An 11,872-nucleotide genomic window follows, 5' to 3' on the forward strand; every position below is an offset into this window, starting at 1 on the left:
TTTTTGTTGCACGGGACCCATGGGTGCAACCGGCACCCGGCTTTCCCTGCGCCCTCTGTTCAATGAGAGGGCGGAAAGTGACGCAAACCTCGGACGCAGAGCGCCGCGAGAACGCGAACTCACATCCCCACGCTGTTTGAAAGTTGAATCAGAACCCATCCCCGTCATTGCGAGCGCAGCGAAACCCATCATTTCGCGCGGCTTGCTCCATCGCGATGGGTTTCGCTGCGCTCTACCCATCCTACCTACCATCTTGCACGCATCCATGATGGCGCGTCGCGAACTATCTCGCAGGACAAGCCGCGCCGCTCTTCGCCCATGCTTCGACGAGCGCGCCCGCCTGTTTTTGCGTGCCCGGCGCGGGGGAACGGCCGAAGCCAGGCTGCCACGCCCAGCCGACCAGCGTATCCTCGCCAATGTGGTGGATCAGCTCTTCGACCTTGCGGCCGCCATTGCGGGCCGGGTCCTTGATCTGGGCGCAGATCTCGGCGAGCGACTTGCCTTCCCAGCCCATCTCCCGTGGCGCGAGATGCCATTCCGAGTGGCCCGGTATGCGGCCAGGCTCGAAATTGGCGTTGCCGTGACAGCTCGAGCACCGCATCGCCGCCAGCCCGTGGCCGTCGGTGCCGCGTGTGACCGGTGGCTGATGCGGCCGGCCCTCGTCGCCCTGGCGCGGACGGTCGCCGGCGGGATGGCAGTTTACGCAGCGCGGATGCGTCAGCACTTTGCCGAGCTCGGTGAACATCGCCGCCGATCGCGCGTCACTGTCGGCGATCCCGGCAAAGCTCTCAGGCGAAGCCAGGCCATGTGATGCGGTCTGCGAGGCCGCATAACCTGTCACCATGCTCAGGCCGAACGCCGCGACCACAACGACAATCCGAAACCGCATGTCTGATGTCATGGTCAGGCCAGATAACGCTGGGGATCGGCGAGGATCACGTCGCGGACGGCCTCGTGATATTTGATGTAGCCGGTGCAGCGGCAGATATGTCCGTCAAGCGCTTCTTCGATGGTCTTCTCGAGCTCGGTTCGCGCCACCGGCTTCTTCGCGAGACGTTCCAAGAGGACCTGCGCTTCGTTCAGGAAGCCGGCGGTGCAGTAGCCGCACTGGAAGGCGAAGTGATCGATGAAGGCTTGCTGAAGCGCGGTGAGCTGGCCATCTCTCGCATGGCCCTCGACGGTCCGGATCGCCTTGCCGTTGAAGCTTGCGGCCGGCACGACGCAGGTCGGAGTTGTGTCGCTGGTGCCATCGGGGTTGTCGACGATGATCGTGCAGCTCAGGCACTGTGCGGCGCCGCAGCCGAACTTGGTACCGGTCATGCCGAGATGTTCGCGCAGGAAGTCGTTCATCGAGAGATCGTCGCGGACCTCGATCGGATCGATCGCGCGGCCATTGATCGTGATCGCAAGCCTTGTCACGCGAGGGCTCCCTTGAGCATGGCCTGGGTGACCGGCAACGAATTGAAGCGGTGGCCGGTGGCGTCGAAGATGGCGTTGAGAAGGGCAGGGACCACGGGGACCATCACGACTTCGGCCATGCCTTTCGGCGGCTCGTCCGGCGTCAGTGGCGGCAGCATCTCGATCTCGAGATCGCGCAGCGGCAGGTCCGATCCCCGCGCCACCAGATATTGCCCGAGGTTCCATTGCCCGTTGCCGGGACCGCCTTCGTGAGGCGGCAGCGATTCCAGCAGGGCGTAGCCGACGCCCATGGCAAAGCCGCCCTGCGACTGGCCGAGCACGACTTCCGGCACCAGCGGCTGGCCGCATTCGAGCACGCTGTAGGCCTTGGCGATGCGCAGCGCGCCGGTCGTGCGCTCGATCTCGACGCGAACCAGCGTGCCGCACATCGAGGCGTAGGCCGTGCCGATCCTGTTGTTGTCGGTTGGCGGAAACCACACGCTGGCGCGATTGAGCGCGGTGAATTTCCCGCTACCCCTGCGCACCGCGAGCGCATCGATCTCCGCCCGGTGCTGCTCGGCGCCGAACTGGAAACGCGCGCGCGACCAGGCCCAGCGGGAGAAGCTGTGGGTGATCGCGCCGGTCACGAGGTTGCGCGCATGCGCGGTTGCGGCGAGCGCCGGCAGTGCCAGCGGCGCAAGGCCGGGCAGGATGAGTTGTCCATCCTTCCAGCGCGCTTTGGCGAAATCCTTCGCCCGCGGATCGGAGGGCGGGATGCGCCAGAGTTCGAGCGCCGCCGGCCACAGGCCATAGCGGAAGATGACGCGCGCCGCCTCAGCGGCCGCATGGGTCCCGACATGCGCGCCGATCGAGGCGCTGGTGGCCGAACTGATCGCAGGCACCCAGCGCGGATTCCTCGCAGCCGCGTCCTGGGTCTTCTGATCCATCGTGTAGGGATCGCCTGAGGTGACGAGACCCAGCGCATCATAGGTATCGATGCGGGCCACCGACACTTCGTCGGCTGCCGCGCCAAGATGGATCGCGACGCGGTTGGCGAGCGCGGTTCCGATGCCATTGCCCATCTCGACATGATCGCAATGGATCGAGATCTTGCCGTCGGCTGCAATCTCGACACGTCCGAGCGAGCAGTCCGCGCCGGTGCCGTAATCCTTGGTGACGCAGGCGACGCCGGTGCCGACCAGGACGCCGCTGTGTGCAAGCCGCGCCTTCTCTGCGGCGCGCTGCCGCCAGATCGGATGTGTCTCGAGCTTGTCCAGGATCTCCGGCGTGCGGACCGACACGATGTACGGATTTCCCGTCATGGTCCGGCCATTCTGCTTGAGCGCATTGCGCCGCCGGAATTCGATCGGATCGAGCGGCAAGGCGGCTGCGGCCTCGTCGATCAGCACTTCGAGCGCGGTCATGGTCTGTATGGTCCCGTAGCCCCGCATCGAGCCTGCGGTCACGCCGCGCGAATGCACGGCCACCGTGGTGACGTCGACCTTCGGGACGTCATAGATGCCGATCGCCGCCGTGGCGCCGACGACCGCCACGCTCGACGAGAAGTTCGCGAGGCCGCCGCCATCGAGCACGTGATCGGCCGCGAAGGCCTGGATCTTAGCGGTTGCGCGGTCGATCCCGATCCGGGATCGCATCTTGAACGGATGACGTTTGATGCCGCCCTGGAACTGCTGATAGCGGTCATGCGCGAGCCGGACCGGCCGTCCTGGAAAGAACATCGCAGCGAGCGCGACATAGAGCACGAAGGGCGTGTGGTCGCGGCCGCCGAAGCCGCCGCCGATATAGGTGAACTGCGTGTTGATGTGCGCGGGCTTGAAGGGAGGGCGGGCTTGCCCGAGCAGGTACGCGATCGACTCGGTGGCCTCATAGGGCGACTGCACGCCGAGCACGAGTTCGAGATTCCCGCCTCTATTGTCGTACCAGCCGAGGCCGCATTCCGGTTCGAGGAACATCGGGTCGACCGACTGGGTCTCGAAGGTGCGATCGAGCACCAACATTGCGGGGTTCTTCGCATCCAGTTCGGCGCGGATCTGCTCGCCATACCGCGCCGCCTTGCCATAGGGCGCCAGCGTCTCCTTGGCGAAGGAGGACCAGACCGGAAGCGTGGTGTCCTGGAGCCGCCCCGGCGTCACCCAGCCGGCCTGGATCGGCGAGTACACGTCGGGGGATTCGGGCGTCGGCCCGGCCACGCGCGTGAAGCGGAAGGCGGCGTAATTGGGAACGGAGACCGGACCGGTCTCTTCGCCTGACTTCACGAAGGTGCCGTCGCGCAGCGCCAGCCGCGCACGATCGAAGGCGTCGAACTGCTCGAAGATCAACAGCGCCACCGGCTGTCCCATATAAAGCGGCGTCTTGCCGACTGGGCAGAACAGATCGCCGGCATAGAATTCAGGGACGCGGGCGCCGATCTTCGCAAGCTCCTCGGCCGTCACCACGACCGACGGCTTCAGCGCGCCGCTGAGGCGTGCGAGGTCCATGCCGAGATAGACACGCGTCGCATCACTCGCGCGGACGAGGATCGCGTGCGACGTCGTGGCCGGCCATCCCGGCAGGTCGGCGGCGCGAAAATCGGAGGCGTAGAGCTTGGCGCCGGTGACCTTGGCGACGCCATCGATGCGACCGCGGCCATCGGCCGCCGGATTCCAGTTCTGCCGTCCGGGCAGCACCGCGCGCGCCGGATAGCCCGCCGGCTCGGCCGCCCCCAATCGTGACAGGCTGAGCGCTATCCCGCTCGCCGTGACCCACTTCACGAACTCCCTTCGCGAAGGCCGCATGCCCCTTACCCCCCTCGGTCAACGCTATCAGGCGTGCCCGATATCAGATCGTCGTTGCGCCCGAATCACACGCCGACACGGAAACACTATCGCAAGTCCGCGATCGATGCGGGGCCAGGACCGGGCGTGACCAGGGTCGGCCATTGCTTTGAGCCGAATGGCACGGCCGGCGGCAGAAACGTCGTCATGCCGCGCTTCTTGGTCTCGGCTGATATCGCGACACGCGCATCGCCGCCCATCAGTTCATAGTCCATCAGATGATAGTTGCCGAAGAACAGCGAACCGACCGAGCGATCCGCGATGATCCGCGTCAGCGATTCCAACATGTCCGCAGGCGTCGTTGTGAACGAGATGGTTTCGATCAGGAGCAGGCGATCATTGATGGCATCGGGACCGAAGAACTGCGCGAGCACGCTGAACAGCACGTTGTTCTGGCGCGCGACATAGATGGTGTTGCTCGCGGCATAGGTCTTGTCCCAATCGGCGCCGAGCTGGGCTTTCCAGTCCGCCAGCACGCCCATCCAGTGCGCAACTTGAGTCTCTGCCGCCCATGCAACGTTCTTGGCGAGGTACGGCGCCTGCTTCTTGCCGAAAGCCTCGAGCGTCGCAAATGGAATGGCGTCCTTGGCGAGGCATTCGTCCATGAAGGCGAGGTTGTTCTGCAGGATGGTGCGGTTGTTGTCGCGCCAGCCGGCTTCCATCGGCGTGCGGTCCAGCCCATCGAGCGCCGATTGCATGCGGCTGCGATAGGCGAGCATCGAGCCGCGCCAGGATTTGTCGCCGGGATTGTCGACATAGGGGCCGACCACTTCGGCCAAGGCCATCGTGCTGTGACCCACCGACTTCAGCAACTGGTAGACCATCGGCACCTGCGGCGCCTCCGTCGGCGCCATTCCCGGACGATAAAGGATCATCCTGCCGCCAGCGCCGGAAAACAGCGCAAGGATGACCGGGTGCTTGCTCAGGATGTTCTTCTGGAAAATCTTTGCCGCGTCACCATACAGCTCAAACATCGCGGTGTTGAGCGCCAGCACGTCCTTGGTCGCGGTGTCGGCGGGTGTCGCGTTCGTCTTGCCGGAGATCGGCGCCATGTAGGATGGAAGGCTCTGCGCCTCGGCGCCCGCACCGCTACCGCACCACAATAGAGTCGCCACCGCCAAGCCGACGTAGCGCTTCATGCCGATTCCCCCGCCCGTGATTCGCACGATTCCTAGCCGGGGCGGCAGTATTCCGTCATTCGCGCGACGCGCAAGCGACACTTGCCATGATCAACAGCGCTGGTTGCGGGATGATTGATGCGGTCCGTAAAATAGTGCGTTCATTGAAAAGCGGCGGACTAGTCGCTTGCGCCCGCAATGTCTTGCCGTCCCGAGTTAAGCCCGGGACGACTCGCTTGTCAGGTTGTGAACCACAACTTCCTTACGCGAAGCTGATGTTCTGCTGCCGCAGCGGCACCGAGCGGATACGTTTTCCAGTCGCCGCGAAGTAGGCATTCAGCACCGCGGGCGCGGCGACGCCGATGGTCGGCTCGCCGACGCCGCCCCAGAAGCCGCCGCTCGGCATCAGGATCGTCTCCACCTTCGGCATCTCGCTGATGCGCATCGAGTTGTAGGTGTCGAAGTTGGTCTGCTCGATGCGGCCGTCCTTCACGGTGCAGCCGCCGTAGAACAGGGCGGAGAGGCCGTAGACGAAGGAGCCCGCGACCTGCCGTTCCACCTGCGCCGGATTGACGACGTAGCCGGGATCGGTGGCGGCGACGATGCGATGCACCTTGATCTTGCTGCCGTCGGTCACCGAGATCTCGGCGGCGCCGGCGACATAGCTGCCATAGCCCATCACCTGCGCGAGCCCGCGATAGACGCCCTGCGGCGGCGGCTTATCCCAGCCGATCCGCTCGGCGACCGCATTCAGCACCGCCAGATGCTTCGGATGACCCGCCATCAGTTTGCGACGGAAGGCGAGCGGATCTTGGCCGACCGCATGCGCGAGTTCGTCCATAAAGCTCTCGAGATAGATCGTGTTCGGGTTGATGTTGACGCCGCGCCAGAAGCCGGGCGGGACGTGCGGATTGCGCATCGAATGTTCGATCAACAGGTTCGGGATCGAATAGCCGATCGCCGCTTCGCCGCTGGGTGCAAGCCCCTGGAAGGTCGCGGGATCCATGCCGTTGATCATCGCCTCGGGCCGCAGCCGCGCCAGGATCGACTGGCCGGAGATCCGCATCCGGAGCGCGGTCAGGTTGTTATCGGCATCGAAGGCGCCGACCATCCGGCATTGGGTGACCGGATGATAGAAGCCGTGCTGCATGTCCTCTTCGCGGGACCAGAGCAGCTTGATCGGCGTGCCCTGCATCTCCTTGGCGATCAAGACCGCCTGCCGCACATAATCGCTCTGGCCGCGCCGGCCGAAACCGCCGCCGAGGATCAGCTTGTGGACGTCGCATTTCTCAGGCGGAAGGCCTGAGGCTTGCACCGCGGTAGCGAAGGCAGCTTCGCCGTTCTGCGTGCCGCACCAGACATCGAGCTTGTCGCCGGTATGGAGCGCGGTTGCGTTCATCGGCTCCATCGTGGCCTGGTTCTGGTAGGGATAGTTGTAGACCGCCTCGACCACCTTTGCGGCACGCGCGATCTCCGCCATCGCATTGCCGTTCTGGTTGCCGACGAACGCCGCCTGCGACGGTTCCAGTCCTTCGGCCAGCCATTTGCTGATCGTCTCGCTCGAGGTCTTGGCGTTCGGGCCTTCGTCCCACTCGATCGGCAGTGCATCGAGCGCGGTCTTGGCGTGCCACCAGGTGTCGGCGACGACGGCAACCCCGCTGTCGCCGACGCGCACCACCTTCTTGACGCCTTTCATGTTGGCGATCTTGGCCTCATCGAAGCTCTTCAGCTTGCCGCCGAACACCGGGCAATCCTTGATCGCGGCGTTCAACATGCCGGGCAATTTGAAGTCGATGCCGTAGACCATCGCGCCGGTGGTCTTGTCGGCGGTGTCGAGGCGCTTCAGCCCCTTGCCGGCGATCTTCCAGTCCTTGGAGTCCTTCAGCTTCACATCGGACGGCGGGCTCAGCTTTGCCGCCGCTTCCGCCACCTGGCCGTAGGTCGTGGTCCGGCCCGTCGGCAGATGGGTGATGACGCTGCTCGCGGCCGAGCATTCGGCGGCCGGCACCTTCCACTCGTTGGCGGCGGCCTGGATCAGCATCAGCCGCGCGGTGGCGCCGCCCTTGCGGACGTAATCATGTGAGCCGCGGATGCCGCGGCTGCCGCCGGTCGAGAAATCGCCCCATGGCCGGCCGCGTGCCGCGCTCTGGCCCGGTGTCGGGTATTCGGTCGTAACCTTCGACCAGTCGCATTCGAGCTCTTCGGCAACGAGCTGCGCAAGCCCGGTGAGCGAGCCCTGGCCCATCTCCGAACGTGCGATACGGATCACCACCGTATCGTCCGGGCGGATCACCACCCAGGCGTTGACTTCAGGCGAGCCATCGGCTGCCCGCGCCACCGTCGGGCCGAGCGGGAGATTGAAGCCGAGTGCAAGGCCGGCACCCGCCGCGGCGGTGCCAATCACGAACGCGCGGCGATTGAGCATGACGTGCTGATTCATGATGGCACCTCACGCGTTCGCAACAGCGTGGATCGCTTCACGCACCTGCGCGAAGGTGCCGCAGCGGCAGATATTGGTGATGGCTTCGTCGATGTCCTGGTCGGTTGGCTTCGGATTGTCCTTCAACAGCGCCGCCACCGCCATGATCATGCCGGTCTGGCAATAGCCGCATTGCGGCACGTCGTGCTCGATCCAGGCCTGCTGCACCTTGTGCAGCTTGCCATCAGCGGCAAGGCCCTCGATGGTCGTGATTTCCTTGCCATCAGCTTCGCTGACGAGCACGCCGCAGGAGCGCATCGCCACGCCGTCGACATGAACGGTGCAGGCGCCGCATTGCGCGATGCCGCAGCCATATTTGGTGCCGGTCAGTCCAATGTTTTCGCGAATCGCCCAGAGCAGCGGCGTATCCGGCTCGACATCGACTTCGATTTTCTTGCCGTTGATTGTGAGGTTAGCCATCGCAGTCCCCATTTTGATCCAGTTCCACAACTGGATCTCGCTGCGAGTGTGAACCGGGCGCTAGAACGATTCAAATCAAGAAAATGCGTAGGCGGCGAGGCAGGAACAAACCGGATGATGCGGTGTTCTTGATTTCTTGTGCCTAGAGCATTTTCGGTTCTGATTGAATCAGAGCCGAAGCTCTAGATTCTTGTTTTGACGCGTTTTCTTCACGCGAACCGGTTTCCACTTCGCTGGAAAACGCTCTAGCGCAGGATCATGCGCCCTTGGGCGCGACAGCCAGCCGCAGGAAGCTCATTGCGCTTCCGAGCACGGCAAATCCGGCGCCCAGCGCTAGCGCGTAGGTTGCGCCTTCGTGGCCGGCGATGGCAAAGCAGAAAGCGGCGAGCGCGGCGCCGATGGTTTGCCCGGTGAGGCGCGCAGTGGCGACGATGCCGCTGGCGCTGCCGCTGCGATGCGGCGGCGCGCTGCTCATCAGTGCCTTCATATTGGGCGTCTGGAAAAAGCCGAACCCGATTCCGCAGATCACCATGCGCCAGACGATATCGGGAATGCTGGGCGAGGCGGGCAGTGTCGCCAAGAGTGTCATGCCGAGGCCGAGCAGGATTAACCCGATACCGCCGAGAATGCCGACCGGGTAGCGGTCAGACAATCGGCCGCCGATCGGTGCCATGATTCCGACAACCAGAGGCCAGGGCGTCATGAAGAATCCGGTCTCGACCTGCGACCGCATCAGCACGGCTTCGAAATAGAACGGCAGCGAAACGAAGGCGAGGCCCTGGATCGCGAACGAGCAGACCGCGGTTGCCGCGGACAAGGCGAATATCGGCCGGCGGAACAGGTCGATCGGCAGCATCGGCGCCGGATGATCCCGATGCCGATGCATCAGCAGCCAGCCCAGCACAACCGCGCCGACCAACTCAACCAACACCAATACCGGCGACGTCTTGTGCGCGGCGCTGCCGATGCCGATGATGAAGAGGCCGAGGCAGCCTGAGGCCAGCACTGCGCCGGGGAAGTCGAAGGCGTGCACGGCGCGCGGCGTTGGCGGCAGCGTCTTCATCCCGATGAACAACGCGATCAGGCCGAACGGGATATTGATCGCAAACAGCCACGGCCAGGTTCCGAACGCCAGGATGCCCGAGGCGATCGTCGGCCCGAGGGTAAAGGCAGTCGCGACGACCAGCGCGTTGTGGCCGAAGCCGCGGCCATGCATCCTGCTTGGGTAGACGTAGCGGACCAGCGCGGTGTTGACGCTCATCAGCCCGCTGGCGCCCAGCCCCTGCAGCGCTCGTGCAATGAGAAGGCTATCGAGCGACCATGCGAGCGCGCAGCCGAGCGAGGCGAGCGTAAACAACAGGAGGCCGCCGAGATAGATGCGCTCATGGCCGACGATTTCCCCGAGCGCGCCAAGCGGCAGCAAGGTCGCGACCAGTGCGATCTGGTAGACGTTGACGACCCAGACGACATCCGCCGGGCTGACCTGGAGATCGGTCGCGATCGCCGGCAGGGCGATATTGGCAATCGCTGTGTCGAGCGAAGCCATTGCGAGCGCGGTGAAGATCGCGGCAACGGCCCAGCGCCGCTTCTCCGGCGGCAAGCCGTCCATGACCGGCGCAACTGGCGCCCTCGCCACGAGCATGTCCATTGTGGTCAGATTCCCCGGAAGGGCGGGATCCCGCTCCGACCCATGTACTACGCGCGCGTGGGTTGCCACAGGCGTGCGGTTGCATGATGCGTATGCGCAATTCTGCCTTCCGGCCCCGCGTCAGCCGTGCAGGCGCGACAGATCAGGCGTTGGTGCTGAGCCCGAGCCGAGCATAGATGCGCCGGGCGTAGGCGCCGAATTCATCGGTGGTCTTGATCGGCAGCGCACGGGGCAGCGGCAATTCGATCGGGAAATATTCCGCCATCCGAGCGGGACCGGCGGTGAGCACGGCGCAATGGGAGCCCAGGAAGACGGCTTCCTGGATGCTGTGGGTGACGAAGATGATGGTCTTGCCGCTTTCGCGCCAGATCCTGAGCATCTCAAGATTCATCTGCTCGCGCGTCAGCGCGTCCAGCGCGCCGAACGGCTCGTCCATCAGGATCAGCTTTGGATCGTGGATGAAAGCGCGGGCGATTGCGGTGCGCTGCTGCATGCCACCGGAAAGCTGCTGCGGATATTTGTCCTCATAACCGGCGAGGCCAACCATTTTGAGCAGATCGCGGGCGCGCTCCCGTGCCGCCCTGATCGGCAGGCCGACGATCTCGGCCGGCAGCAACACATTGTCGAGGATGGTGCGCCATTTCAACAGCAGCGCCTGCTGGAACACCATGCCGATATCGCGCGCCGGATCGAACGGCGTCTTTGCGTTGCCGATCTTGATCGTGCCGCCGTCGGCGCCGTGCAGGCCGGCAAGAATCTTCAGTACTGTGGTCTTGCCGCAGCCGGATGGTCCAACCAATGCCACCAGCTCGCCCTCGGCGATGTCCATGGTGACGTCGGAGACGGCAAGGAATTCGGCTCCCTTGGACCGATAGACCTTGCGGACGTTACGCAAGCTGATGAAAGGCTCGGCTGTCATGCCAGCCATTTCTGCAGGTTCGCGGCGACGAAAGCATCGTCCGAGAGATCGGCGTGCTCGCGGCAGACGCGGTCGATCTGCTGCATCTGGCCCGGGCTGAGGCCTTCGTTGGGATCGAGGCACCGGATGCCCTCCATCAAGCCCTGGCGGCGGAGGATCTCGTGACAGCCGGCGATGCAGCCATGGAAATTGTTGGCAACGTCGAAGAACGCGCTGTTGCAATCGGTTACGCGGGCATCGAGCGCGAGCAGATCGGCGGGCACTGCATCCTTGTAGCGCGCGTCCCTGCACATCTCGAACTGCCGGATCGCCGTCTGCGTCCACACCGACCAGTGGCCGAGCAGGCCGCCCTTGAAGTAAGTGCGGGTGGTGACGCCGTTCTGGCGCAGGTCGAACGGCAAGGTGAGGTCGAGCAGGATGTGATCATCATTGCCGGTATAGAGCGCGACGCGGTCGAGGGCTCCGGCCGCGGCGACGCCGCGCAGCACATCGAGGGTGCGATAGCGGTTGAACGGTGCGATCTTGATCGCGATTACATTGTCGATCGCGGCAAAGCGCCGCCAGAAATCCGCGCTCAACACGACTCCGCCGACCGCCGGCTGCAGGTAGAAGCCGACCAGCGGGATTTCGCGCGCCACCGCCTGGCAATGCGCGATGATGTCATCTTCCGACGCGGTCTTCATCGCGGCGAGGCTGAGCAGGCCGGCGTGGTAGCCGATATCGCGCGCCGTGCGCGCTTCCGAGATAGCCTGCTGCGTCGGACCGGCGAGGCCTGCGACCAGCGCCAGTGGCCGCTTGGTCCAGTTCGCGGCCGTCTCGGCGGCGAGCTCCAGCACCGGTCGATAGAGACCAACCTCGCGGATTGCGAACTGGGTGGTGTGGACCCCGACTGCCAGGCCGCCGGCGCCGGCGTCGATGTAATAGCGGGTCAGGGCGCGCTGATGCCTCTTGTCGAGTGCGCGATTGGCGTCAAGCGCGAGCGGGTGCGCGGGCAGCACGGTGCCGTCGGCGATCAGCTTGCGTATGTCGGATTTGATCTCGCTGTGGTGCATGGCC

The 11,872-nt window shown here is 64.7% G+C and carries 9 protein-coding genes; all 9 read right to left on the bottom strand.

What is annotated here, in order from left to right; genetic code table 11:
- Window positions 1-283: 283 nt before the first annotated feature.
- Window positions 284-901 carry an Isoquinoline 1-oxidoreductase subunit gene (locus OZ411_RS08190; protein WP_282527519.1) on the bottom strand — a complete coding sequence of 206 codons (618 nt, stop codon included), beginning with the start codon at window positions 899-901 and terminating at the stop codon, window positions 284-286.
- 2 nt (window positions 902-903) lie between these two features.
- On the bottom strand, window positions 904-1,419 hold the full coding sequence (locus tag OZ411_RS08195; RefSeq protein WP_282527520.1) for a (2Fe-2S)-binding protein: 516 nt from the start codon (window positions 1,417-1,419) through the stop codon (window positions 904-906).
- Complete coding sequence (locus tag OZ411_RS08200) at window positions 1,416-4,193, bottom strand: molybdopterin cofactor-binding domain-containing protein (protein ID WP_282527521.1); 2,778 nt, start codon at window positions 4,191-4,193, stop codon at window positions 1,416-1,418. The genes OZ411_RS08195 and OZ411_RS08200 overlap by 4 nt, the downstream gene beginning before the upstream one ends.
- Window positions 4,194-4,279: 86 nt before the next feature.
- On the bottom strand, window positions 4,280-5,371 hold the full coding sequence (locus OZ411_RS08205) for a hypothetical protein (RefSeq protein WP_282527522.1): 1,092 nt from the start codon (window positions 5,369-5,371) through the stop codon (window positions 4,280-4,282).
- A gap of 241 nt (window positions 5,372-5,612) precedes the next feature.
- Window positions 5,613-7,790: a molybdopterin cofactor-binding domain-containing protein gene (locus OZ411_RS08210; protein ID WP_282527523.1), complete on the bottom strand. Its 2,178-nt coding sequence runs from the start codon at window positions 7,788-7,790 to the stop codon at window positions 5,613-5,615.
- A 9-nt stretch (window positions 7,791-7,799) separates the two neighbouring features.
- The gene (locus OZ411_RS08215) at window positions 7,800-8,249 is read right to left on the bottom strand and encodes a (2Fe-2S)-binding protein (RefSeq protein WP_282527524.1); all 450 of its coding nucleotides are present in this window, start codon (window positions 8,247-8,249) and stop codon (window positions 7,800-7,802) included.
- A gap of 256 nt (window positions 8,250-8,505) precedes the next feature.
- Complete coding sequence (locus OZ411_RS08220; protein ID WP_282527525.1) at window positions 8,506-9,897, bottom strand: MFS transporter; 1,392 nt, start codon at window positions 9,895-9,897, stop codon at window positions 8,506-8,508.
- A gap of 142 nt (window positions 9,898-10,039) precedes the next feature.
- Window positions 10,040-10,825 (bottom strand): ABC transporter ATP-binding protein, encoded by a 786-nt coding sequence (locus tag OZ411_RS08225; protein ID WP_130580240.1) that lies wholly within the window; start codon window positions 10,823-10,825, stop codon window positions 10,040-10,042.
- Window positions 10,813-11,868, bottom strand: a complete 1,056-nt coding sequence (locus tag OZ411_RS08230; RefSeq protein ID WP_282527526.1) for a dihydrodipicolinate synthase family protein — start codon at window positions 11,866-11,868, stop codon at window positions 10,813-10,815. The genes OZ411_RS08225 and OZ411_RS08230 overlap by 13 nt, the downstream gene beginning before the upstream one ends.
- Window positions 11,869-11,872 lie beyond the last annotated feature (4 nt).

The organism is Bradyrhizobium sp. Arg237L (assembly GCF_029990105.1).
In the GTDB taxonomy this organism is placed as follows: domain Bacteria; phylum Pseudomonadota; class Alphaproteobacteria; order Rhizobiales; family Xanthobacteraceae; genus Bradyrhizobium.

Coding starts and splice junctions, on each gene's coding strand:
- OZ411_RS08225 (WP_130580240.1), bottom strand. CDS start 10,825: ATGGCTGGCATGACAGCCGAGCCTTTCATCAGCTTGCGTAACGTCCGC.
- OZ411_RS08220 (WP_282527525.1), bottom strand. CDS start 9,897: ATGGACATGCTCGTGGCGAGGGCGCCAGTTGCGCCGGTCATGGACGGC.
- OZ411_RS08215 (WP_282527524.1), bottom strand. CDS start 8,249: ATGGCTAACCTCACAATCAACGGCAAGAAAATCGAAGTCGATGTCGAG.
- OZ411_RS08205 (WP_282527522.1), bottom strand. CDS start 5,371: ATGAAGCGCTACGTCGGCTTGGCGGTGGCGACTCTATTGTGGTGCGGT.
- OZ411_RS08200 (WP_282527521.1), bottom strand. CDS start 4,193: ATGCGGCCTTCGCGAAGGGAGTTCGTGAAGTGGGTCACGGCGAGCGGG.
- OZ411_RS08210 (WP_282527523.1), bottom strand. CDS start 7,790: ATGAATCAGCACGTCATGCTCAATCGCCGCGCGTTCGTGATTGGCACC.
- OZ411_RS08190 (WP_282527519.1), bottom strand. CDS start 901: ATGACATCAGACATGCGGTTTCGGATTGTCGTTGTGGTCGCGGCGTTC.
- OZ411_RS08230 (WP_282527526.1), bottom strand. CDS start 11,868: ATGCACCACAGCGAGATCAAATCCGACATACGCAAGCTGATCGCCGAC.